The 24,707-nt window shown below is 62.8% G+C and carries 19 protein-coding genes and 2 pseudogenes; 7 read left to right on the top strand and 14 right to left on the bottom strand.

Features of this window, described 5'->3' with window-relative positions:
* Nucleotides 1–330: 330 nt before the first annotated feature.
* From NTU39_RS08665 to NTU39_RS08655, 3 genes are all read left to right on the top strand, one after another.
* Nucleotides 331–1,992, top strand: coding sequence for an AMP-binding protein (locus NTU39_RS08665; protein ID WP_257959668.1), 1,662 nt, complete (start codon nt 331–333; stop codon nt 1,990–1,992).
* A 29-nt stretch (nt 1,993–2,021) separates the two neighbouring features.
* A complete protein-coding gene (locus NTU39_RS08660) occupies nt 2,022–2,789 on the top strand; it encodes an SDR family NAD(P)-dependent oxidoreductase (RefSeq protein WP_150665688.1) in 768 nt (255 codons plus the stop codon).
* A 195-nt stretch (nt 2,790–2,984) separates the two neighbouring features.
* Entirely contained in the window at nt 2,985–3,995 is a 1,011-nt protein-coding gene (locus tag NTU39_RS08655; protein ID WP_257959667.1) for an AraC family transcriptional regulator, read from the top strand.
* A 122-nt stretch (nt 3,996–4,117) separates the two neighbouring features.
* Here the strand turns inward: NTU39_RS08655 and NTU39_RS08650 are convergent, their stop codons facing one another.
* From NTU39_RS08650 to NTU39_RS08640, 3 genes are all read right to left on the bottom strand, one after another.
* Nucleotides 4,118–5,491 (bottom strand): MFS transporter, encoded by a 1,374-nt coding sequence (locus NTU39_RS08650; RefSeq protein WP_257959666.1) that lies wholly within the window; start codon nt 5,489–5,491, stop codon nt 4,118–4,120.
* A gap of 135 nt (nt 5,492–5,626) precedes the next feature.
* Complete coding sequence (locus NTU39_RS08645) at nt 5,627–6,712, bottom strand: porin (protein WP_257959665.1); 1,086 nt, start codon at nt 6,710–6,712, stop codon at nt 5,627–5,629.
* Between the two features lie 530 nt (nt 6,713–7,242).
* Nucleotides 7,243–8,061, bottom strand: a complete 819-nt coding sequence (locus NTU39_RS08640; protein WP_150665692.1) for an IclR family transcriptional regulator — start codon at nt 8,059–8,061, stop codon at nt 7,243–7,245.
* A 770-nt stretch (nt 8,062–8,831) separates the two neighbouring features.
* On the opposite strand from NTU39_RS08640, the gene NTU39_RS08635 reads away from it, so the two are divergent.
* Entirely contained in the window at nt 8,832–9,227 is a 396-nt protein-coding gene (locus NTU39_RS08635) for a transposase (protein ID WP_039399697.1), read from the top strand.
* A gap of 221 nt (nt 9,228–9,448) precedes the next feature.
* Here the strand turns inward: NTU39_RS08635 and NTU39_RS08630 are convergent, their stop codons facing one another.
* From NTU39_RS08630 to NTU39_RS08595, 8 genes are all read right to left on the bottom strand, one after another.
* Nucleotides 9,449–10,555 carry an NAD(P)/FAD-dependent oxidoreductase gene (locus NTU39_RS08630; protein WP_150665694.1) on the bottom strand — a complete coding sequence of 369 codons (1,107 nt, stop codon included), beginning with the start codon at nt 10,553–10,555 and terminating at the stop codon, nt 9,449–9,451.
* 105 nt (nt 10,556–10,660) lie between these two features.
* Entirely contained in the window at nt 10,661–11,593 is a 933-nt protein-coding gene (locus NTU39_RS08625; protein WP_150665112.1) for an electron transfer flavoprotein subunit alpha/FixB family protein, read from the bottom strand.
* Nucleotides 11,594–11,606: 13 nt separating this feature from the next.
* Nucleotides 11,607–12,356, bottom strand: coding sequence for an electron transfer flavoprotein subunit beta/FixA family protein (locus NTU39_RS08620; RefSeq protein ID WP_039399700.1), 750 nt, complete (start codon nt 12,354–12,356; stop codon nt 11,607–11,609).
* 122 nt (nt 12,357–12,478) lie between these two features.
* Nucleotides 12,479–13,708: an MFS transporter gene (locus NTU39_RS08615; RefSeq protein ID WP_257959664.1), complete on the bottom strand. Its 1,230-nt coding sequence runs from the start codon at nt 13,706–13,708 to the stop codon at nt 12,479–12,481.
* A 76-nt stretch (nt 13,709–13,784) separates the two neighbouring features.
* Complete coding sequence (locus tag NTU39_RS08610; RefSeq protein WP_257959663.1) at nt 13,785–14,675, bottom strand: amidohydrolase family protein; 891 nt, start codon at nt 14,673–14,675, stop codon at nt 13,785–13,787.
* A gap of 65 nt (nt 14,676–14,740) precedes the next feature.
* Nucleotides 14,741–16,153, bottom strand: a complete 1,413-nt coding sequence (locus NTU39_RS08605) for an FAD-binding oxidoreductase (protein WP_150665698.1) — start codon at nt 16,151–16,153, stop codon at nt 14,741–14,743.
* A 65-nt stretch (nt 16,154–16,218) separates the two neighbouring features.
* A complete protein-coding gene (locus tag NTU39_RS08600; RefSeq protein ID WP_150665699.1) occupies nt 16,219–16,950 on the bottom strand; it encodes a FadR/GntR family transcriptional regulator in 732 nt (243 codons plus the stop codon).
* A gap of 175 nt (nt 16,951–17,125) precedes the next feature.
* Nucleotides 17,126–17,425, bottom strand: coding sequence for an antibiotic biosynthesis monooxygenase family protein (locus tag NTU39_RS08595; protein ID WP_039399708.1), 300 nt, complete (start codon nt 17,423–17,425; stop codon nt 17,126–17,128).
* 294 nt (nt 17,426–17,719) lie between these two features.
* Here NTU39_RS08595 and NTU39_RS08590 point away from each other — a divergent pair, with 294 nt between their 5' ends.
* Nucleotides 17,720–18,922, top strand: a complete 1,203-nt coding sequence (locus NTU39_RS08590) for an ammonium transporter (RefSeq protein WP_150665700.1) — start codon at nt 17,720–17,722, stop codon at nt 18,920–18,922.
* A 160-nt stretch (nt 18,923–19,082) separates the two neighbouring features.
* Here NTU39_RS08590 and NTU39_RS08585 read toward each other — a convergent pair.
* From NTU39_RS08585 to NTU39_RS08575, 3 genes and pseudogenes are all read right to left on the bottom strand, one after another.
* Nucleotides 19,083–22,129 (bottom strand): annotated as a pseudogene (locus NTU39_RS08585) (efflux RND transporter permease subunit).
* Nucleotides 22,129–23,241, bottom strand: a complete 1,113-nt coding sequence (locus NTU39_RS08580; protein ID WP_150665701.1) for an efflux RND transporter periplasmic adaptor subunit — start codon at nt 23,239–23,241, stop codon at nt 22,129–22,131. The pseudogene NTU39_RS08585 and the gene NTU39_RS08580 overlap by 1 nt, the downstream one beginning before the upstream one ends.
* Entirely contained in the window at nt 23,228–23,932 is a 705-nt protein-coding gene (locus tag NTU39_RS08575; protein ID WP_505557879.1) for a TolC family protein, read from the bottom strand. The genes NTU39_RS08580 and NTU39_RS08575 overlap by 14 nt, the downstream gene beginning before the upstream one ends.
* A 150-nt stretch (nt 23,933–24,082) precedes the next feature.
* On the opposite strand from NTU39_RS08575, the pseudogene NTU39_RS26910 reads away from it, so the two are divergent.
* Both NTU39_RS26910 and NTU39_RS08565 read left to right on the top strand, forming a co-directional pair.
* A pseudogene (locus NTU39_RS26910) lies at nt 24,083–24,355 on the top strand (response regulator); the annotation flags it as partial.
* 14 nt (nt 24,356–24,369) lie between these two features.
* Entirely contained in the window at nt 24,370–24,690 is a 321-nt protein-coding gene (locus NTU39_RS08565; protein ID WP_150665703.1) for an ATP-binding protein, read from the top strand.
* Nucleotides 24,691–24,707 lie beyond the last annotated feature (17 nt).

Below are 24,707 nucleotides of genomic sequence, written 5' to 3'. Positions count from 1 at the left end.
GATGAGCAGAATTGCCATCGGAATCGTCTGTATTGGGCTCGGGACAAACCCTCATGGCCGCAAGGAATCGCCGCAGGCCTTACCGGACAACGCCCAGGGTACGCCTGACGCGGGGCGATATCCCCTGTTTGCGGAGTGGATAAATCCCTCACGAACTCTGACCCGATTGGACATTGCCTGCCGCCAACGCCACCCATTACGATGAATTTCCCCTTGCCCGCGAGCGTCGCACCCGAGAACAGACGGTGCCGCGGGCGGTCGGCGAAGCGCTCGGAGGTCACTGCATCGCAGGCGCGCTGCCGACCGGCATCGGACTACAGGAGACAACCCATGACTGCGGATTACGCCCAAGCCTATGAGGCGTTCGACCTCGACGCCACCGTGCGCGCCACGCTGGACGGCAACCTCGACGCGATGAATGCCTGTGTCGAATGTTGCGACCGCCACGCCCTGCCCGGGCGCATCGCCCTGTTCTGGGAAGGCAAGGACGGCACGAGCCAGACCTGGACGTTCAAAGTGCTGCAAACCCTGTCGGCGCGCTTCGCCAACTTCCTGCGCGAACAGGGTGTGCAGCCCGGCGACCGTGTCAGCGGCCTGCTGCCTCGCACGCCGGAATTACTCATCACGATTCTCGGCACCTGGCGCGCGGGCGCGGTGTATCAGCCGCTCTTCACGGCGTTCGGGCCGAAGGCGATCGAACACCGTCTGCAAAGCGCGCAGAGCAAGCTCGTGATTACCGACGCGACCAACCGGGCGAAGCTCGACGAAGTCGCCAACTGCCCGCCGGTCGCGACGGTCGGCGGCCCTCGCGGTCAGGGTGTGCGACGCGGTGACTTCAGCTTCTGGCACGAGGTAGAGCACCACGACGAGGTGTTCGACCCAGTGATGCGCCGGGGCGACGATCCCTTCATGATGATGTTCACTTCTGGCACGACGGGCGCGGCCAAGCCGGTAATGGTGCCGCTGCGCGCGATCATGGCGTTCATGGGCTATATGCGCGACGCCGTCGATCTGCGTACGACCGACACCTTCTGGAACATTGCCGACCCGGGTTGGGCATACGGGCTGTACTACGCCGTCACGGGACCGCTCGCGATGGGGATTCCCACGACGTTCTATGACGGGCCGTTTACCGTCGAGAGCACGTACCGAATCATCAACAAGCTGGGTATCACCAACCTCGCCGGTTCACCGACGGCATTTCGTCTGCTCATCGCTGGCGGCGAAAAAGCGGCGGCTCCCGTCAAGGGGCGGCTGCGCGCCGTGTCGAGCGCCGGTGAACCGCTGAACCCGGAAGTCATTCGCTGGTTCGCCGAACATCTCGGTGTGACCATTCACGACCATTACGGCCAGACGGAACTGGGCATGGTGGTATGCAACCATCACGCGCTCTCGCATCCGGTGCAATCGGGAGCTGCGGGCTTTGCCTCGCCGGGGCACCGTGTCGTGGTGCTCGACGACGAAGGCCGGGAGTGCCCTGTCGGCCAGCCGGGCGTACTCGCGCTGGACCGCAAGCAATCGCCGCTGATGTGGTTCGGCGGCTACTGGGAGCGGGAGACGCCTGCGTTCATGGGCGACTACTACCTTTCCGGCGATACCGTCGAGCGCAACGCCGACGGCAGCATCAGCTTCGTTGGACGTAACGACGACGTCATCACGTCGGCGGGCTATCGCATCGGTCCGTTCGACGTGGAAAGCGCGCTGATCGAACATCCCGCTGTGGTCGAAACGGCCGTAGTGGGCAAGCCGGACCCCGAGCGCACGGAGCTGGTCAAGGCATTCGTCGTGCTGCACGCCCAGTTCGCGCCGTCGGACGCCCTCGCCCGCGAATTGCAGGAACACGTTCGCCATCGACTGTCGACGCACGCGTATCCGCGCGAAGTCGAATTCGTGACCGAACTGCCCAAGACGCCGAGCGGCAAGCTTCAGCGCTTCATTCTGCGCAATCAGGAAATCGCCAAGGCCGCGCAAGCGTCGGCCAATGCGGCCTGAGCGCCACCTTTACTTATTCGGGATTCGCAATGCAAATCAAGGACCGTGTCTTTCTCGTCACCGGCGCATCGTCGGGGCTCGGTGCAGCAACCGCCCGCATGTTCGTCGACGCAGGTGCCAAAGTCGTGCTCGGCGACATCAACGCCGAAGCCGGTGCCAAACAGGCCGACGCGCTGGGCGAGGCCGCGCGCTTCGTCGCGACCGACATCACGCGCGAAGACGATGTGCAGCGCCTCGTCGACACGGCGAAAAGTGCCTTCGGCACGCTGAACGGTGTGGTCAACTGCGCGGGCATGGTCATTGGCGAGCGCATTCTTGGCAAGCAGGGACCGCACCGGCTCGAGAGCTTCGCGCGCGTCATTAACGTGAACCTGATCGGCACGTTCAATGTGCTGCGCATTGCGGCTGCGGCGATGGCCGAGGGTGAAGCGGATGCCGAAGGCGAACGCGGCGTCGTCGTGAACACGGCATCGGTCGCAGCGTTCGACGGGCAGATCGGTCAGGCGGCGTATGCGGCGTCCAAGGGGGGTGTCGCCGCGTTGACCTTGCCCGCCGCGCGTGAGCTGGCGCGACTGGGCGTACGTGTCGTGACCGTTGCACCGGGGATTTTCGAAACACCGATGATGGCTGGCATGACGCCCGAGGTGCAGGCTGCGCTCGGTGCGTCGGTACCTTTCCCGCCGCGTCTGGGCCGTCCGTCGGAGTACGCCGCACTGGTGCGACACATCGTCGAGAACACCATGATCAACGGCGAGGTCATTCGTCTTGACGGCGCATTGCGCATGGCACCGAAGTAAGCCCAGGGAAGTCTCGACGTCTTAGGCTGCAATCGAAACGCTAAGTCCACCAACCGCGCCAAATCTGCCAAATCCGCGATTTCGGAATACTCCGATCAGCGTTTCGGACGGCGACGGAAGCGCCGACAGGGGCCGCACTGCTAGAATTCCTGCGTCCCCCTGCTACGGCATTCCGCCGGCTCCGATTCGCGACGCATGGAAAAAGGCAGTATTTCGATTCATTTTGTGATCAACGCATTGGCGCACGTCGAGCGACTCGGCGGCGATCCAACGGCATTGCTGCGCGCCGCGGATATCGCCCCGTCGTTGCTCGCGCATCCTCAGGGGCGTGTCTCGGCGGATCGATACGCGCATCTGTGGCGGCTGATCAGTCTCGCACTGGACGACGAGTTCTTCGGACAGGATTCGCGACGCATGAAGTTCGGCAGTTTTGCGATGCTGTGTCACAGCGTCGTCGCCTGCCACACGCTGGAACAAGCGTTGCAGCGTGCCTGCCGCTTCATGGGGTTGTTGCTCGACGATCTGGAGATGCATCTGGTGCGCGACGGCGCACTGGCCCGGCTTGAAGTTCATGAGCGGCCGGATGCGAAAGCGCCGCGCATCTTCGGACACGAGACGCTGCTGATTCTCTTCTACGCCCTCACCTGTTGGCTGATCGCACGGCGCGTGACGTTGGGAACGGCGTACTTCGCCTTTGACGAACCGGTCTACAGCGAAGAGTACCGAACCATGTATTCGGCGCGGTTGGTTTTCGGTGCTCCGCATACCGCTATCGAATTCGACGCTGCCTGTCTGGACTTGCCGGTCGTGCAAAACGAAGTCACGGTGAAGGATTTTCTGCGGGCCGCGCCGGGCAACATCATCCTCAAGTACAAGAACACCAAGGGGATGGTGGCGCGGGTGCGACGCAGACTGAAGACCATGCCGACCGACAGCTGGCCCGCGTTCGAAGCGTTGGCGGGCGAGTTTCACACGACCCCGTCGACGTTGCGCCGGCGCTTGGAAGACGAGGGACAGTCATACCAGTCGATCAAGGATCAGTTGCGACGCGATCTTGCGATTCACGCGCTGTGCCACACGTCCAAGCCGATGCTGGAAATTGCGCTGTCGTTGGGCTTCGCCGATCCAAGCGCGTTCTTCCGGGCGTTCCGGAAATGGACGGGGGCGCGTCCGGGAGATTACCGGCGTCAGGCGGTGGAGGCCTGACGCGGAACGATCTCCCCTGAACCGACCTGCTCCGCACTGTCCGCCGCGATCCGTGAATGGCCAATTCGATGGCGGCCCAGTCGGCGCCGCCATCATCCGCCAAACGGACGACGGTGGCGATCTCAGGCCGCGCGGGCCTTCCCGGTCACGGCAGCACTTTGACCTTCCTTGCCGTCATCGTCATCGTCGTCCAGTTCGATGCGTTTGACTTCGCCGAGCAACAGCAGGTAGCACAGCACCCCGGCGATGGCGAAGATGCTGATGAGACCGAGGGCCCAGCCGAACGAGCCTGTCGCTTTGACGATGAAGCCAATCGCGATGGGCGTGATGATGCCCGAGAGGTTACCGGCAAAGTTCACCGCACCGCCGGTGATGCCGACCATGCCCTTCGGGGCAATGTCTGCCACGAGCGACCACGACGCCGACGCCACGCCTTGTGCGAAGAACGCGAACGACATGATGGCGATGACGAGCCAGTTGGCGTCCGTGAGTACCGTGAGCGACATCGTCGGCACCAGCAGCAGACCGGTGACGATAGGCGTCTTGCGCGCCGTACCGACCGCCACGCCGCGACGCAGCAACCAGTCCGAGAGCAGACCACCGCACACCACGCCGATGGACGCCGCGACGAACGGCACCGACGTCATGCCACCGGCCTTGAGCACCGTCATGTGACGTTCGGTGATCAGGTAGGTCGGGAACCACGTCAGGAAGAAATACAGCGACGAGAGCGACGCAAATTTGCCCACGCATATCGCGATAATCTGGCGATTACGAAACAGCGCCAGCAGCTTGCGCCACGGGAATTTCTGCGCCGTCGCAGGTTCCGCCGATTTCACTTCGACGAGCGCCCCGCCGCTACGAATAAGTTCGAGTTCTGCGGCGTTGACCCACGCGCACTTGTCGGGATCGCGATAACCGACGAACCAGACACCAGCCCACACGATGCCCAGCAGACCCGTCGCGTAAAAAATCTCGCGCCAGCCCCACGTGTGTGCAATCCAGAACAGCACCGGCGTGAGCGCCGCCATGCCGATGTACTGGCCGACGAGGTAGACGCTCGTGGCCACACCCCGCTCACGTTGGGCGAACCAGATCGAGACCACGCGGTTGTTCACCGGGAACGTCGGGGCTTCTGCAATGCCCACGCCCAGCCGCATACCGAAGAGCGTGGCGAAGCGCGACGTGAAGCCTTGCATGAACGTCAGCACCGACCAACTGAGGATGGCGACACCGTAGATCGCACGTGTGCCAAAGCGGTCGATGACCCAGCCGCCGGGAATGTTGGCGATCACATACGTCCATGCGTACGCCGAGAAAATGAAGCCCAGCTCGACCGGTCCGAGACCGAACTCCTGCTTGAGCATCGGGGCGGCGACCGAGAGATTGGCGCGGTCGACGTAGTTGATGACCGTGCCGACGAAGACCAGAAAGAGCATCCAGTAGCGCACACGCGAGGGGCGCTGGGAGGATTTGGGGGGCAGAGAAACTGACATGTTGAATCTCATAATGGGCGGCGACCTCATACGAACGCCACCGAAAATCCTGCAATCACCAACATCGCCGACATCGTCGGCACCGAACGAATTCGACGCCGACGATACCGACAATATCGAGGCTTAGCCGCTACCTCAGAAGCTGTGATACATCCCGACGCGCAGCAGCATCTGATCGTGATTGCTCGATGCGCCGATCGGATACGACGCGGCGTGGTTATTCCCCGTCGCGCCGATGTACGTCACCTGCGCCTGCAACTGCGTACGCTTCGAGAACGAATACAGGTCGCCCGCTTCGATCTGGTTGTAGTGCGTGTGGTTGAACGACGAGTACGAATAGCCCAGCGTCAACGCGTTTGCTTCCGTGACGCGGTATTCCGTGCCCACGTCGTAGTTGAACATGTTGCCCGAGCCGCCCGGCGCACGAACTTCGCTGCGCGTATAGAGCGCGTGCACGTTCCAGCGCGACGAAATGCGGTACGAAGCGCCGATGCCCGTGTTGTTCACAGCATCCGACTGGAACAGCTTCGTGGCGGAAAGGGCCGACTGACCGAAGATCGACGAAATGCCGAGACGCGACGAGAAATCGAACGTCCGCTTATTGATGCTCACGTAAGTGGCAGCCATCGACAGCGCGCCGTTGTCGTACTTCACGTAGGCACCGGCCGTGCGCCCTTGGGCATTGCCGCCAGCGAAACCGTACATCAGACCGCCCGTCAGTCCGTGGAAGCTCGTGCTGTTCCACTTCACTGCGTTATCGATCTGCGACGAGTTCGCCAGATTGTCGAGGTTACCGGGGTGATAGGCATACAGATTGTGCTGCCAGAAGCCGTTCGAGAAGCGGATCGAGACGTCTTGCATGAAGTCTGTCTGGTGCCCGATCGATACCGTGCCGAAACGATCGCTGGCGAGACCGACCCACGCCTGACGATTCCACTCGACGCCGCTATTGATCAGCGCACCGGAGCTCGTGTTGAAGCCCTGTTCGAGTTGGAAGATAGCGGCGAGACCGCCCCCGAGATCCTCGCGTCCCTTAATGCCGAAGCGGTCGGGTTGACCGATCCCGGCGTCCATTTTGAACAGACGTCCGCCGCCCTGATTGCTCACATAAGTGAGGCCATCGTCGACCGTCCCGTAAATCTGTAATGAATTATCAGCGGCATGTGCCGCGCCAACGCATGCCAATAGGCAGGCTGCGCCGATACTGCGTCTCTTCACCATCCACTCCTGTTTGCCTCTGATGCCCGGGGCTATTGACGCCCTTTGCCGGCACGCTCGACGTTATTCCCAACGTCCCGGCTGCTGCATCGTTATTGTCTTACCTATGAAACAATGATTAATAGGTGAGACAATTATGTCGAAGTGGCTACTGTGAGACAAGCAGAAAATAAGTAAGCATTTATTGATGTTGCGCAAATGCTAATGACAAAGGTGACGCGCGTCTGCGGGAAAAAATAGGGGAAAGGCACGACTGCGACGTCCGGGCGGGGTCGATCAGAAGATGGCGAGACAAGCGCGACGAAGTGCGCAACGAAGCGGGGGCGGAGAAAAACGGGGCGTATGAGTGGCGACGATCCCCGGCCCCCCCTGACGCAGTGACTTAAAGGTAGTGGAACGGAGTCAGGGGGCCGGGGATTGGCGCTGCCCGGGGGGTATTAAGGGCGGGGAGGATTTGGGACCGTAGGGTTGGGGACCGTAGGGTTGGGGACCGTAGGGTTGGGGACCGTCGGGTTGGGGACCGTCGGGTTACATCACGGATGCCCGCCGAGCGGCACAACACCAGTGCGCTCGGAGCGGTAATTCAGCTTATGAGAGAGTTCATCGGCTGCGGATACCACCTTCTCGACAATGCCGCTCTCGAGCAGGTCGGCTTCGACGCGTGCCTGCGGGATCGTCACGCTGATCACGGCGGCAATTTGCCCTCGATGATTGCGCACCGGCGCGGCGATCGTCGAAATGTTCTGTTCGAAGAAGGCTTGGCTCATGCTGTAACCGCGAGCGATGTCTTCCTGCACCACGCGGTGGAGCGCATCGACCGTGGTGGGCGTATGCGCCGTGTAGGCTTCGAGCTTGCGTTCCGGATAAAGCTGCTTGAGCGACGGCAACGAATAGTCGCCGAGCAGAATGTGCCCGACGGCGGTCGCATGAGCGGGCAGACGCGTACCCACGCGTACCGTACCAAACACCAGTTCGCGGCTGGCCGCCTTCGCGACGAACACTGCGTCGCGCTGATCGAGAATCAGGATGTGGCTGGAGAAGCCCGTCGCGTCGCGCAGCTTCTCGATGACGGGCGTCCCCAGATCCGTCAGCTCAAGCGAGTTCAGATACTCGAAACCGAGGCGCAGCACTGCCACACCGAGTCGGTAATGACGGTCGTCGCCCGCCTTCTCGATAAAGCCTTCGGCTTCCAGCGTCTGCAACAGACGGAACACCGTCGAGCGTGGAATATCCAGCCGACGGGCAAGGTCCGCCCCTGCCAGCACCGGCTCGCGCGCCGAAAAAGTCATGAGGATCCGCAGACCGCGCTCCAGGCCCGGGACCGAATATTTGTTATCGCTGTCGTTGCTCATGCCGTTTGCGCACAATGGCGCCGACCGGTGTGCGGCGGTTCCGCGCAGCCGATAGACGATATTCATGGAAGGCGCACATTATAGGCTACGGTCCCGCCACCCGACCATGACGGAAGACCATGAGGCGACCGGGCCACTTTCTCACCACGCGAGACGGAGTTGCGCCGATGGTATCGCGACGGTTGCGCTTGGTTGCGCCCGTTCTCGAAACACCATGCCCTATGCAAGCGCAGGCTGGCACCCATCCAGGGCAAGCGGGGCGGGCTTTCGGGCGATTTCGGGGCCCGACGCCCGCGTCCGGCGGCATGCACCGCAATGGGGGTAATTCCGAAGCGCGTCGACTCGCGGTTTTTGTCATGATTGCGGCTGCAAGCTTGACAAGCTGGCGCATGTGGAGCGAGACACCGTGGCCCGAGCCGAGAACAACAAACGATCCGGACTGGCCAAAAGGCACGTATTCCTTTTCTCCTGACGCTTTTGCGATTGCCTATCCCAATAGCCACTCAGGAGCTGCGCCCACCTGCCAAGTGGGCGTTTTTTTGCTGGTTAAACGCTCCCTTCGCAGTGTGGTTCGACCCGCCCGCGGCGTTCTTCAAAAGAGAACCCGATGTCCTGGCATGCTTGTTGCTTGTATTTCCAGCATCGGGGATCGACGCCGCCTTGGCCGAGTTTTGACGATAAGTACGCACCAGATTGCACCGGTTCTTACTAGATCGCGAAACCCGGACTCGCCCCCTGCGGCGCCTCCGTTTGTTTTGGGTCGAGGTGTTATGTTTAATGAACTGAGCGACGTTGAATGGCACGCCCTGCGTGATCTGATTTGCGACCGACCGGTCCGTACGGAACGACGCGGCCGCCCTCAAGTCGAGCAGCGCACGCTGACCAATGCTGTCTTGTGGGTGCTGTTCACTGGCGAGAGCTGGTCCAAGCTGCCCATGCAGTACCCCTCCGTGCCGACCTGCCGTCGCAAACTGAATGAATGGCGCGAATCGGGCATGCTCGATACGATTCTGAAACGCCTGCAACAATCGGGCCGCGATATCAGCGCCTGTGCAGGTCAGATCAGCAAACCGGCACGCAGCACGCCGTGTGGCGACACCGATCGACTGCGTGGTGTGTTCTGGACGAACCCCGCTTCGTGGAAGCCGCCGGTCGCCGTGCGGTAATGGGTGTCGAGTGGCGCTGATGGGTCGTCGGTGTGCCGACCCGCACACCAGATCGAATCCATCGATGTCACGATGTCCCCAGGCAGGATTGCCGCGCAACGTTCGCGGCGCCGCCGGGAAGGCATCACGGGGTTAGCCAGATAGCAGACATGAGCGAGATGTGGCCGGGCGGCCCATCTCGCGATTTGTCGCCTGACGTCTCTCCTCAGGGAGTCAGGCCATCAGTCCAATGCGGCGCGCACAGCCTCCGCAATCGCCAGCGACGCCGTCAGACCCGGCGATTCGATGCCGAACAGATTGACGAGCCCCGCCACGCCATGCACCGCCGGTCCATCGATCCGGAAGTCCGCTGCCGGCTCACCCGGTCCGCTGATCTTCGGTCGAATTCCCGCATAGCCCGGTTGTAACGCGCCATCCGCCAGCGTCGGCCAATAGCGTCGCACTGCGGCGTAGAAGCCGTCGCCGTCGGACGAATTCACCGTGTAGTCAATCTCGTCCACCCACACCACGTTCGGACCGAAACGCGCCTGACCGCCGAGATCGAGCGTCAGGTGGACGCCCAGTCCGCCCGGCTCGGGCACCGGATAAATCAGATGGGTGAACGGCGCACGCTGCGCGCAGGTGAAATAGCTGCCCTTCGCGTAATACCGCTGAGGAATGTGTTCCGACGCCAGCCCATCGAAGCGACGAGCGATATCGACAGCGTACAGGCCCGCGCTATTGACGACCGTGTTGGCGAGCAGTGTCGACGTGACGCCATCGGTCTCGACATCGAGTTCGATGCCCTCGGCACTGCCCACGCGAGCGCCTGTTACGCGCGCCTCGAAGGCCAGCATCGCACCTGCGTTCTCCGCGTCACCCTGCAAAGCGAGCATCAGCCCATGACTGTCGACGATGCCCGTCGACGGGGAGAGCAATGCACCAAACGTGTGCAGCGCAGGCTCTCGTTGTGCCACTTCCGCCGCCGTCAGCCACTGAAGATCGTCGACCCCGCTCGCGCGCGCGTTGGCGGCGATCGCTTCGAGCTCAGCGACCTGATGGTCGGTCGTCGCGACGATCAGCTTGCCGCAGCGACGATGCTCCACACCGTGCGAGGCGCAAAATTCGTACAAACGGTGTTTGCCCTCGACACACAGCGTCGCCTTGCGCGAGCCGGGCGGATAGTAGATGCCGCCGTGGATGACCTCGCTGTTGCGCGAACTCGTGCCCGTGCCGATGGCACGCTCGGACTCCAGCACGACGACTTCGCGTCCGGCCATGGCCATCGTTCGCGCGACGGCCAGTCCCACCACGCCCGCGCCGATCACGACGCAATCGACTTTGTCCATCGCTGTTCCCTGTTTGCCGTTCGAGATGTCCGATTCGGATGAAGGCGCACTTGCACACGTCTTCATCCGAATCGGCTGCGGGAGCGACTCCCGCAGCCCAACGCGTTACAGCGCGCCCGTCAGTTCCGGCACGACGGTGAACAGATCGCCCACCAGACCGTAGTCCGCCACCGAGAAGATCGGTGCTTCCGGATCCTTGTTGATCGCCACGATCACCTTCGAATCCTTCATGCCCGCCAAGTGCTGAATCGCACCCGAGATGCCCACAGCCACATACAACTGCGGCGCGACGATCTTGCCCGTCTGGCCCACCTGATAGTCGTTCGGCACGTAACCGGCATCGACTGCCGCGCGCGATGCGCCCAGCGCCGCACCCAGCTTGTCCGCCAGCGGCTCCAGCACCTTTGTGTAGTTCTCGCCGCTGCCCAGACCGCGGCCACCCGAGACGATGATCTTCGCCGAGGTCAGCTCAGGACGGTCCAGCTTCGTCACTTCACGGCCCACGAACTGCGACACGCCAGCGTCCGGCGTCGCTGCGACGCTTTCCACCGCAGCGCTGCCACCCGTGGCCGCCGCCGGGTCGAAGCCCGTCGAGCGCACCGTGATGACCTTCACCTTATCGGCGCTTTGCACCGTCGCAATCGCATTACCTGCGTAGATCGGACGCTCGAAAGTGTCCGCGCTGTCGACCTTCGTGATATCCGAAATCTGCGCGACGTCGAGCAGCGCTGCGACGCGCGGGGCGATGTTCTTGCCGTACGCCGTGGCCGGGGCCAGGATGTGCGAGTAGTTGCCTGCAATCGACACCACTTCGTCCGCGATGTTCTCAGCCAGACCGTCGCCGAAGTAGGCGGCGTCTGCGAGCAGCACCTTCTTCACACCGGCGATCTGCGCAGCGGCGTCAGCTGCTGCCTTCGCGTTGCTGCCCGCGACCAGCACGTGCACGTCGTCGCCGCATTGCAGCGCTGCCGTCACCGTGTTCAGGGTCGCCGACTTGATAGCGTTGTTGTCGTGTTCTGCAATGACCAGAATGCTCATCTCGTCGTCTCCCTTAGATAACCTTGGCTTCGGTCTTGAGCTTGTCGACGAGCGCTGCCACGTCCGCCACCTTCACCCCTGCGCTGCGCTTGGGCGGCTCGGCCACCTTCAGCGTCTTCAGACGCGGGCTCACATCCACCCCCAGATCCGCAGGCTTCACGGTCTCCAGCGGCTTCTTCTTCGCCTTCATGATGTTGGGCAGCGTCACGTAACGCGGCTCGTTCAGGCGCAGGTCCGTCGTGATCACCGCAGGCAGCGACAGCGACACGGTCTCGAGACCGCCGTCCACTTCGCGCGTCACTTGTGCACGGTTATCCGCCACCGACACCTTCGAGGCGAACGTCGCCTGCGGCAGCTTAGCGAGTGCCGCCAGCATCTGACCCGTTTGGTTGGAATCGTCGTCGATCGCTTGCTTGCCGAGGATCACCAGTTGCGGCTGCTCCTTGTCCACCAGCGCTTTGAGCAGCTTGGCCACAGCCAACGGCTGCAACTCTTCGTCAGACTCGATGAGAATCGCGCGATCCGCACCGATGGCCAGCGCCGTACGCAGCGTCTCTTGCGACTGGGCCACGCCCGCCGACACCGCGATCACTTCCGTCGCCACGCCCGCTTCCTTCAGACGCACCGCCTCTTCCACCGCGATTTCGTCGAACGGATTCATCGACATCTTCACGTTCGCGATGTCGACGCCACTGCCGTCGCTCTTCACGCGAACCTTTACGTTGTAATCCACTACCCGTTTGACCGGTACCAGGATCTTCATGCGGAACTCCCTTGAATCAAAAAAACCGGACGGCCTGCCGACACCACGGCAACGGCCGTCCTCGAACATACGAAAACTGTCTTGCGAATTCAGCCAACTGAGCTGCGAAGTTGCTCGCGAACTTACTCGATCTCGCGCCCTTTCGTCTCGGGCAACATGAACGCGGTGATCAGCACGACGAGGTACGCGCCACCGGCAAACATCCCGATGGCCGAGCCCAGACCGCTCGTCTTGGCGAGATAGCCCACCAGACTCGGGAACAAGGCGCCGATGCCGCGCCCGAAGTTATACGCGAAGCCCTGCGCATTCGCACGCACCGCCGACGGAAACAGCTCCGTCAGATACGCGCCCATGCCGCTGAAAATGCCCGACGCCGCGAATCCCAGCGGGAAGCCGAGAATCAGCATCTGGTCGTTGCTCAGTTGAAGCTGTGTGTAGACGTAAATGCTCACGCCCGAGAGCACGGCAAAAATCAGCAGGTTCGCGCGACGCCCCAGACGGTCGGTCAGATACGCCCCCGTCAGGTAGCCGATGAACGAACCGAGAATGATCACCAGCAGATAGCCGCCCGTGCCGATCACCGACAGGTGGCGCTCCGTCTTCAGGAACGTGGGCAACCACGTCGTCACGGCATAGTACCCGCCCTGCACGCCCGTGCACAGCAGCGCCGAGAGTGCCGTCGTCTTGATCAGTTCCGGCGAGAAGATCGCCCACGCCGACGTGCGCTTTTCTGCGACATCTTCGCGCTTGCGCGTGCGCTGAAACAGTTCGGGCTCAGGCACGTTCTTTCGGATGAAAAGCACGAACAATGCCGGAATCACACCGATCCAGAACAGCACTCGCCACGCATACTCTTCCGGCAGATACGAGAACGACGCCGTATAACAAAGCGCCGCCACGGCCCATCCGATAGACCAGCCGCTTTGCACCGTCCCCACGGCGCGGCCGCGATACTCGGTGCGCACGATCTCGCCCATGAGCACCGAACCCACCGCCCACTCGCCGCCGAAGCCCAGACCCTGCAACGCACGCAGCACGAAAATCTGCTCGAAGTTCTGTGCGAAGCCGATCAGTACCGTGCAGATGGAGAACCACAGAATCGTGACCTGCAAGATACGCACCCGTCCGTAACGGTCGGCCAGCACCCCGGCAAGCCAGCCACCGATGGCCGAGAACAGCAGCGTCACGGTCGCCAGCATGCCGGCTTGTCCCTTGTCGATGCTGAACACGGTGATCAGTGTCGAGATCACGAAGGTGAACACCATGAAGTCGAGCGCGTCGAGCGCCCACCCGCCGAACGCGGCAATAAACGTGTGCCGCTCGGTCTTGTTCATCTGGCGATACCAATCCATCTTGTCTCCTCCTGAACCTCTTGGACTTCATGAGCGCAAGGCGCGCCGGGAATGGGTAAAGCAAGCAAACCGGAAATCAGATCGTTTTCGGAAAGCCGTACAACCGTGCCGGGTTGTCCACCAGAATGCGCCGACGTGTCTCGGCGTCCGGTGCCCACTGCGGCAGCAGATTACGCAACGCACCGGTGTTCGGCATGCGCGTGAGCGACACATGCGGCCAGTCGCTGCCCCAAACCATGCGATCGGGGGCGTCTTCGATGAGCGCCTGTGCGAACGGCGTCACATCGTCGAACGTCGGGAAACGCTCGCTGATCCGGTAAGCGCCCGAGAGCTTCACCCAGTAACCGTGGTCGCGCACCAGCGAGCGCAACGCCGAAAAGCCCGGCGAATTCAGTCCTTGCGCCACGGGCGTATGACCCATGTGATCCACGATGCCCGGCACCGGCAGCGACGTCATGCGCGGCATGAGTTCGGGCAGCGCATTCACGTCCATCAGGAACTGCATATGCCAGCCCAGATCCTTGATGCGATGCGCGAGCGTTTCCATCGCCGTGAAGCCGATGCCACCACCGAACAGCACGTTGATGCGCAATCCGCGCACCCCCGCTGCGTGCATCGCTTCCAGCTCGGCATCGGTGACGTCCGGCGACACCACCGCAATGCCACGAAGGCGATCCGGGTGACGGCGTAGCGTTTCGAGCATGTACCGGTTGTCGGTGCCGTAGACGCTGATCTGCACCAGCACGCCATAGGTCATGCCCGTCGCGTCGAGCATCGCGAGGTACTTGTCCTCGGGCGCGGGCGGCGGCGTGTAGCTGCGCTCGGGCACCATTGGATACGCGTCGCTCGCGGCGACCACGTGTGCGTGCGTGTCGACAGCGCCAAAGGGCACTTCGAACGTGGGCGGATCGATCTCCGGCAGCGGGCCCAGACACAGCGGCGCACCGGCGGCGGAAGTTGCGGTCATGTCGACTCCTCAGGGGAAAACGTCATCGGACGCCGATGTCCGGCGTCCGCGATGCGAAAAAATCGTTACAGCAGCTTGCCCGGATTCATGATCCCGGCCGGATCGAACACGGCCTTGATCTCGCGCATCAGGCGCAGTTCGAGCGGCGATTTGTACTTGGCGAAGTAGTCGCGCTTGAGCTGTCCGATACCGTGTTCGGCGCTGATGCTGCCGCCGAAGCGCGCGACTTCGTCGAGCACTTCGGCCGTGATCGCCTCACCGTGCTTTGCCATGAAATCCGTCGCCTCACCTGCCGGACGCGACAGGTTGTAGTGCAAATTGCCGTCGCCGAAGTGGCCGAAGATGAACGGACGCACCTGCGGACAAACACGTCGCACCCGCGCCTCGGCGCTGGTCATGAACTCGGGAATCGATTCGATGGGCAGCGAGACGTCGTGCTTCAGGTGCGGGCCGTCGGCACGTTGCGCTTCGGAGATTTCCTCGCGCAACTTCCACATCTCTTCGACCTGACCCAGCGTGGACGACACCACGGCGTCGGCACACAGATCTCGCTCGATAGCGGCCTCGATCACCCGTTCGAGCAATGCCCCGAGGGCCTGTTCGTCTGCCGTATCGGCCAGCTCGACCAGCACGTAGCCCGGGTGACGCTCACCAAACGGCGCACGCACGCCCGGCACATGCGCCATCACCAGATCGACGCACTCGCCGGTGAAGAACTCGAACGCCTGCATGCGCGGGCCGCATTCGGCGAACAGCAGCTCATAAAGCTCGAGCGCCTGACGCGGCGACGTGACGGCGGCGATGACCACCTGACGCACCGGCGTGGGGGCGTACAGACGCAGCGCCGCCGCCGTAATCACACCGAGCGTGCCTTCCGAGCCGATGAGCAACTGCTTGAGGTCGTAACCGGTGTTGTCCTTACGCAGCGTGCGCAGGCCGTGAAGGATCTCGCCATTCGGCAACACGGCTTCCACACCGAGCACCAGATCGCGCGTCATGCCATAGCGCACCACGTTCACGCCACCCGCGTTCGTCGCGAGATTGCCGCCCAACTGGCACGACCCTTCGGCCGCGAGACTCAGTGGTAGCAGACGATTCGCGTCGCGCGCCGTGCGTTGCAGGTCTTCGAGAATGCATCCCGCTTCGGCTACGAGGGTATTGGCGATGGTGTCGAGGCTGCGCACCGCGTTCATGCGGTCGAGGCTCAGCACCACGTTCTGCTCGGACTTGTCCGGGGTGGCGCCGCCGCACAGTCCGGTGTTGCCGCCGCGCGGGACGACCGGGGTGCCCGTGCTCTGGCACAGCGCAAGAATCTTGGCGACGTCCTGCGTCGAGCGCGGACGCACAACGGCCTGCGCGTGCCCGCGATACATGCCACGCCAGTCGGCGAGCCACGGTGCGACGTCCTCAGTGGAAGTGAAAACGCTGTCGGCGCCGACGGCGTCGATCAGACGTTGAGCGAAAGCGGTGATGGTCATAAGGTCACGCGTCGGGGGTTACGGTGTAGGGGATGGCATCTGACGATAGCTCGGCGGCTCGCAGATCAATGGCGCTTCGGCGCAACCGCGCCGGTAATGATGTCGCGCCCGGGAAGCGTCAGGCCAAGACGCCCCGAGGCACTCAACAGATGCGAGAGCGACGCCTCACGCGCGCGCATCGGATCGCGCGCCTTGATGGCATCGAACACGGCGACGTGCTCCTGATGCACCTGCGCCGCGAGGCCCTCGTGGCGCAACGTATTCGTGCGTGCGGCCTGCACGACCTGCCGGATTTGCAGATTCAGGTACTGCAACAGGTCGGCGTAATAGCGGTTGTGCGTCGCGCGCGCGATGGCGGCATGAAAAGCGGTATCGAACTCGACGCCGTTCTCCGGGTGATACAGATGTGTTTCGAGTTTGCCGAGGATCGTTTCGAGCTGACGGATGTCGTCGTCGGTATGACGAACGGCGGCGAGCGCAGCGGCCGTGCTCTCCAGATCCAGACGCAATTCGTAGACGCTCGCGAGATCGGCCGCATCCTGCCCGACGGGCACCTGAAAACCGCTTTGCGGCGTACGCGCCTTCACGGTCACGCCTGCGCCCTGACGGCTGTCGATCAGCCCCTGCGCACGCAGACGCTCCGTCACCTCGCGGATCACCGCCGGACTCACGCCATACGATTCGGAGAGTTGCTTGCCGGTCGGCAGCCGGGTGCCGACGGGATAGACGCCCTGCCGGATCGCTTCCTGTAGTTGCTGCGCGACCTGCTCGGTCAGGGTTCTGGGCTTGGTGGTCATCCGTTCCTGTCGCTCAATTCTTTTCTGGTTTGCATGTTATCTGAAAACTTTTATTGCCTCATATCGCGTTAACCCTAGTCGTCCCGCTAAAAAGAAAAAGCGGTGGTGGAGACTGGCTCCATCACCGCTTCATCGGCTGCGCTCCGATTGGATCGGACGCAGAACCGCTCCTGCCTTAGAAGCCGATCAGCGCTTCCGTCACGTGGCCGACGTTCGGCGGCGCGGCGAAGCAATCGCTCACGAGCGCGCGCCATTGCTGGAAGGCTTCCGAGTTGCGAAAGTGAACGGTGTGGTCTTCGAGCGTTTCCCAGGTCACGACGAGGCTGTAATGCGTCGGTTGCTCGATGGACTTGAGCAGGCGCATGCCGTGGCAGCCTTTCGATCCCTTGAACAGCGGCGCGGCCTTGGCGACACCTTGTTCGAACTCGGCTTCCTTGCCGGGCTTCACTTCGATCTGCGCGATTTCAAAAATCATGGGGTTCCTCAGAGATGGGTCCGTGGTTTTGCTGATGGATTCTATACCGCGTGCCGGTGACACGCATCGCATGTGACGTCCCCTAGCCTTTCACCGCTTTTCCACAATCCGCAATGTCCGCATGCACGAAGAACGCCCGCGGCGTCGGTTTGCGGCACCACGACCGTGCACCCTGAAGCACCGAATGTCACATCACCAGATAAAACTCACATAGATATCAATGCGCTAGCGATTCCTGGCATCGCTCTTGCATATCTTCGTTTCTTCTCACGTTTGCACCAAAAGAGCACATTCATGCCCAATTCCAATACACCCGGCGACGTGCTGTTCCTGCTGCTCGGCGCGATCCTGGTGCTTGCCATGCACGCCGGTTTCGCGTTTCTCGAGCTTGGCACTGTCCGCAAGAAGAATCAGGTCAACGCGCTGGTCAAGATCCTCACGGACTTCGCCGTCTCGGGACTCGCGTATTTCTTCATCGGTTATCCGCTCGCCTATGGCGTGGACTTCTGGTCGAGCGCCACGGTGCTGTCCGAGCACAACGGCTACGCGCTGATTAAGTTCTTTTTCCTGCTGACGTTCGCGGCTGCCATCCCGGCCATCGTGTCTGGCGGCATTGCCGAGCGCGCCAAGTTTCATCCGCAGTCGGTGGCCACGTTCTTTCTCGTTGGCGTGATCTACCCCTTCTTCGAAGGCATCGCGTGGAACGGGCATCTCGGCATTCAGGACTGGCTCACCCAAACGCTCGGCGCGCCCTTCCACGATTTCGCAGGTTCGGTCGTCGTGCATGCGGTGGGGGGATGGATTGGTCTTGCGGCGGTGTTGCATCTCGGCGCGCGACGCGGGCGCTACAACGGTCAGGGTCAGGTCGCCGCGCATCCGCCGTCGTCGATTCCGTTCCTGGCCCTTGGCGCATGGATTCTGATCGTCGGCTGGTTCGGCTTTAACGTGATGAGCGCCCAGCGCGTCGGTGGCATCTCGGGGCTCGTTGCCGTGAACTCGCTCATGGCGATGGTCGGCGGCACGCTGGTTGCCATGTGGGTGGGACGCGACGACCCGGGCTTCATCCATAACGGGCCGCTTGCGGGACTCGTTGCCGTGTGTGCAGGGTCGGACGTCATGCACCCGCTCGGTGCGCTGGTCGTGGGTGCGGTCGCTGGCGGTCTGTTCGTGTGGCTGTTCACGGTGACGCAGAACCGTCTGCGCATCGACGACGTGCTTGGCGTGTGGCCGCTGCATGGCGTGTGCGGCATCTGGGGTGGGCTGGCGGCTGGCATCTTCGGACAGAAGGCGCTCGGTGGACTCGGCGGTGTGAGCTTCGTCGCACAGATCGTCGGCACGGTGATGGGCGTGGCGATCGCCTTCGCCGGTGGCTACCTCGTGTATGGGGTCATCAAACGCGTCTCAGGATTACGACTCGACGACGAACAGGAGTACTACGGCGCCGACCTCTCAATCCACAAGATCACGGCGACGCCGGAGCGGGAAACGAATTGGTAAGCGGGAGAATCTGAACCGCTGAATCATCAAACGGTGCGCAGTGACGCGACTCATGCCGATCACAGCGCACCGTTTGCAGGTCCCGCACTGAACGCCATCCATTGCGGCAAACCCACGAGGCAATTTCCTCCGGGACTGCACACTCAAGCCTGGACGGTCGTCATTGCGATTTGGGACGAAGAACAGCCTTAAGCAATGCGGGCAGCGCCAGAAGGACCAGCGGCATCTGGACGATAAGGCCCGCGATGATGGCCACCGCCAATGGCTGTTGCATGGCGGAGCCTTGTCCGATCGCGAACGCCAGCGGCAGCAGTGCGAGGATCGCGGCCAACGTCGTCATCGCAATCGGACGAAGGCGATTCTGCCCGGCGACAATCAGCGCTTCTTCCAGCGGCATGCCCTCCCGCGTCAGGCTCTGAAGCTCCGATACATAGAAGATCGCCACCTCCGTCACGATGCCGATGATCATCGTCATCCCCATCATCGCCGTGATGTTCAACTCGATGCCGGTCACCCACAAGCCGACGAATACCGCACCAGCGGCCAGCATCGGCATGGCCAGCACGGCGGCCGCCACACGAAATCGCTCGTAAAGGAACAGCAACAGCGCAAAGACCAGTGCGACGGCCGCCCCGAACACGACCATCAGACCGTGGAACGCGATTTGCTGCTGCTCGTAGAGCCCGCCCAGCGCGTAGTAGGTGCCCTTGGGAAGCAACGGCTGCGTGCCGAGCATCTGCTTCACATCGCCGATTACCGAGCCGAGATCGCGCCCGCTGATCCGCGCCGTGACCGCCACCATCGGCTTCAGGTTGTCCCGTTCGATTTCGGGTTGTCCGGTGACCGGGACAAGTTTGGCCACGCGGTCTAACGGAAACAGATGACCGTCGGGTGCGCGCAGGAGCAATTGGGCAAGCCCAGTATCGGTCAGCGCCTTCGCACCGGTCAGCTGAACGCGAATCCCCATGGCTTTGACGCCGACCTGATAGGTCGTCGCCACATTGCCTGCCAGCAGATCAGAAACCTGTTGGGCCACCCACTGCGGATCGACACCCTGCGCGGCCGCCGCGTCGGGCTGGATCTGGATGTCGAGCGCGTCACCGGCCGGATTGATCCCGTCATTCACATCGACGACGCCCGACACGTGCGCGAGGGCCCCCGCGACCTTGCGGGCCGTAGCCTCCAGCACCGCCTGATCGTCGCCGTAAATCTTGATTTGCACGGGTTGAGGCACCGCCGTCAGATCGCCGATGAGATCCTCCATCAGTTGAGCAAACTCAACGCTCACGCCGGGCACCCTCGCTTCCACCTGTGTGCGAATGTCGTTCATCACGGTATCGATCGGTTGCCTGCCGCCGGACTTCAACCGCACGAAGAAGTCCCCTCGATTCGGCTCACCCAGACCATCGCCCAGCCCTGTCCCGGTGCGTCGCGAGTACGTCTGCACATTCGGGTTGGACTGAACGATCTGCTCGATCTGGCGCACCAGTCGATCGCTCTCCGTCACCGATGTGCCCGGGGCCGTGTGATAGTCCAGCACGAAGCCGCCCTCGTCCATGCTCGGCATGAAGCCGCTGCCAACCTGCGTGAACGCGAATGCGGCAGCCGCCGCGAGCGGGACAATCCCGAGCAGCATGCGTGACGGGCGCAGTGTGAGCCCTCTCACCACACGTGTGTAGCGGGCGTCGACCCATCGCGCAATCTTGCCGCTGCTGTCCGCATGGGCGTCTTTTGCCGTCAGCCAGTGATCGCAAAGCAGCGGAATCGCCAGCCACGTCACACAGAACGACACAAAGAGCGCGCTTGCCATCGTGACGGAAAGCGCCTTGAAGAACGCACCGGTGACGCCTGTCAGAAGGCCAGCGGCACAAAGATGATCAGCGTGGCTGCCGACGAACCGGCAAGCGGTCGCGTGAACTCAAGCGCCGCCGCCATGACCCGGCCGTGAAACTTCTCTGCGCCATGCTCATGCATGCGCCGCACGATGTGCTCGATCATCACGATGGCGTCGTCGATGATCAGACCGACGGCCGCCGCCATGCCGCCCAGCGTCATGATGTTGAGTCCCATGCCGAATAGATGGAGCACCAGAAACGTTGCCGCCATCACGACAGGCACTTGCGCCACAGCGATGGCAGTGATTTTCCAGTTCCGCAGAAACAGCAGCAACGTAAAGGCGGCCAGCACGACGCCGATGAGCATGGCGTCGCGAACGCTGGCCGCAGACGCGATGACAAGCTCACTTTGGTCGTACCAGTTGGAGAGCTTCACGTCCGACGGCAACTGCGCCTTGAAGTCCACCAGCTTTGCCTGAACGTCGCGCGCAATCGCCACACTGTTGGCGCCCGGCTGCTGGTAGATGTTGAGCAGCACGGCGTCGCGGCCATTGGCGGTGACACGCAGCCATTGCGGAACGGTCCCCTGCGAGATGTTCGCGACGTCCGACAAATGGACCGGTCCGCCCGGCGTGTTCGCCACGACCACCCCGGCAAGCGTCTGCGGCGACGTCAGCGACGCGTGTGCGATAGCCAGATACAGCTTGTCGTGATCTTCGAGCCGACCGCTCGCGAGCAACACGTTGCTTGCCCCGACCGCCTTGACTACATCACCGATCGCAAGCTTGTAGGCGGCGAGCCGAAGGGGGTCGACAGTGACTTCAAGCTCGTCCTGCGCACCGCCTGCGGCCTCGACTCTCGCCACCCCGGCTACGGCCGACAGCAGCGGGCGCAACTGATACTGGGCAAGGTTGTACAGCTCCGAAGGCGAGCGTTTCGCGCTCGTCAGGCTATAGGCGATGACGGGAAACACCGTCGGGTCCATTCGCCGCACCCGCGTCGACGTCCCAGCCGGTAGCGAGGGCAACGTCTCTGCGATGGCCGACTGAATCTGAAGCGTGGCCAACGCCATGTCGGTGCCCCAGTCGAAGTTCACCGCAATCTCGGCGCTGCCGCGACTCGTTCGGGACGTCACGCCGCGCACGTTCGGCGCACGATGCAGCGCCTCTTCGACCGGCATGGTGACGAGCGTCGCCATTTGCTCGGCGGGGCGATCACCGGCGTCCAGTGACACGACGACGCGCGGGAACGCAACGTCCGGAAACAGCGAAATCGGCAACTGCGTCGACATGAGTGCGCCCGCAATCGCGATCATCGACACGACGAACAGCAACGAGCGCCGGTGCGCCTGCATCCATTGCACGAAACTCATCAGTGGTCTCCTGCGACGGTCACCGTCATGCCTTCGGTCAACTCGTAGTTGCCTGCCACGACGACCGGTGCCCCTTTGAGCAGATCGCCGTCGACACCGTATTTCTCCCCGGCGTCGACTTCCGGACGCACCGCGATTCGGTGCGCACGGTGCAAGCCGTCGATCTGGAAGAGATACGCGCCGTCCTTGTCGCGAAGCACGGCGCTACGCGGCACAACCCAGTGTTGCGCCGGTCGCGTCTGGATCGATGCGCTTACGCGCGTTCCAGGAATCAGGCCCGGGCTCGCAGGCGCATGCGCCGTCACAACCACGGCTTGCGTGACCGGATCGATGGCGGCACCGATGGTGGCGACGCGTCCGGTGACGACACCGCCCGTCAGATTGGCGGAGACCGGCCGGACCTCGACCACGTCCCCTGGGTGAATACTGGCCGCGAGCGATGGCTCGACGTTCAGGACAAGGTTCGGCACTTGAGCGTGCTGTGCGTCGCGGGCCAGCAGGCCGAGCGGTGCTCCGCTTGCAACCTGATCGCCCTGCCCCGCACTCAGTTGGACGACCACGCCGTCAAAGGGCGCGCGCAGCGTTTGCGTTCCGTTCGTCGCGCCGACACGCTGTTGAACCGCCTCGGCCTGCACGGCGTCGTCCAGCGATTTTTGCGCCGCGTCGAGTTGCGATTGCGTCGCCAGATGGGTGTCGTAAAGCGCGCGCGTATGCGCCAGGTCTCGACGGGCCGCTGCCAGCGCCGTACTGGCCTGATCGCGAGCGAGGGTCGCGGCAGCGTCCGCTACTACGTCCATCAGCGGCGTTCCCTTGGCAACCCGCTGACCGGGCGCGACGCGAAGCGCCGCAATCCGCACCGTATAGGGCAGCGTGACGGACTGAACCGCCGCGCCGGACGCCGACACGGCACCGTACGCGCTGACCGGTTGCGCAATCACCGCTTGCCTGACCGGTAACGCCGTCACCGAGACGGTGGCCGCATCTGCCGCTGCGCTGCCGCTAAACGAGGCGAGCAGACAACCCAGACCGAGTACGCCGGCCTGCCCCAGCGAGAGAATTTGCGGGCGTGCGCTGGCCCAGCGACGCGCGGCCGCTTGTTTATTTCTGTTCATGATTGGATTCCTTGGACGGAGTGCTGTCGGACACCATGGCCAGTCCGGCCAGTGTTTCGATGGTGATGTCCTGCTCTTCGACGGCCTCACGCAGTGACAACGCCTCGATGGACTTTGCCAACCACGCCAGACGGCTGTCGGTATAGGCGGTGAGCGTGAGATTGCGGGCTTGAAACTCGCGGGTTGCGTCGGCGCTCACTTGCGACAGACCGGGAAGCACGCCTTCGACGTCGCGTAGCTGCGTGCGCGAAATCGTGCGATCCGCGCGCAACCGGGCGATATCGGCATAGGCCTGATTCAGACGAATCTGGTACTCGTCATGCAGCCGGGTGCGCGTCGCGGATTCGATGGCGACGTTGCCCTGATTTCGATTGAAGATGGGCAGGCTCAGATTGATCTGAAAGCCTGAGGTGTAGACGTTTGAGGTGTCACGCGCTCGGACAAAACCCACCGTCAGACTCGGGAACTGTTTGAGAATGGCCTGGCGGTACTGTGCGTCCTGCGCTGCATAACCTTGTGCCAGCGCCAGCAAATCGGCGCGACGTTGTGCGAGATGGCCGACGGCCTCATCCAGTGCGACGTCGGACGCCGCAACATCCCGCGCACCGCCAATGAGCGTGAGTTCCGTCTCCGGCGACAAACCTAGCAATGCGTTGAGATCGGCATGCGCCTGAAGATCCGCATGCTGCAAGTCGGTGTATTGCTTGTGGGTATCCTGCGCGGAAGTCAGCGCTGCGCTGACGTTATCCGATGTCAGATTGCCTGCGCTGACTGCCTCCCGATAGGTCTCATAGCGTGCCTGCGCCAGCTCACTCGCCTGACGCGCCAACGGCAGCAGTTCGTCCTGATTCTCACGGCCCGCGACGCCCTGACGGATCGCGTGCAGGGGCTGGATGCCGGAGCCGACGACTATCTGGTCAAACCGTTCGAACTGGACGAGCTGGCCGCCCGGGTCAGAGCACTGGGCCGTCGCCGAGTCGGACAGGCTGCACCGCTCTACGTGCACGGCACGCTGATGCTGGACCCTTCCGCCCACACGGTTTCGCTCGATGGGCAGGCGGTCGACCTTCTCCCCCGCGAATTCGCGTTGCTGTCTGCATTGATGGAAACGCCAGCACCGGCCTCACCATGCTGTTGGCGAATCTTGTCGACAACGCGCTTCGTCATACGCCGCGGGGCGGTGCCGTCGATGTGCGGCTGTCGAGCGGTAGCAGCGGCGTGACACTGGAAGTGATCGATACCGGACCCGGTGTCGCGCCGAATGAACTTGAGAAGGTCACCACGCGGTTCTATCGCGGTGACGAGGCGGTCGGGCAAGGCAGCGGCCTGGGCTTGTCGATTGTCGGTCGGGTCGCCGAGCGCCATCGCGCGCGACTGGTGCTGGAGAATCGAACAGACCGGACGGGCCTGATCGCGCGTGTGGCACCGTTGTTGTCAGCTAGCGCCTGAGCGGATGGCCGGTCGAC

The organism is Pandoraea commovens (assembly GCF_024704525.1).
Taxonomy (GTDB): Bacteria; Pseudomonadota; Gammaproteobacteria; order Burkholderiales; family Burkholderiaceae; genus Pandoraea; species Pandoraea commovens.
Note: the sequence above shows the minus strand (reverse complement) of the source record. Positions and strands in the feature narration are given on the sequence as shown.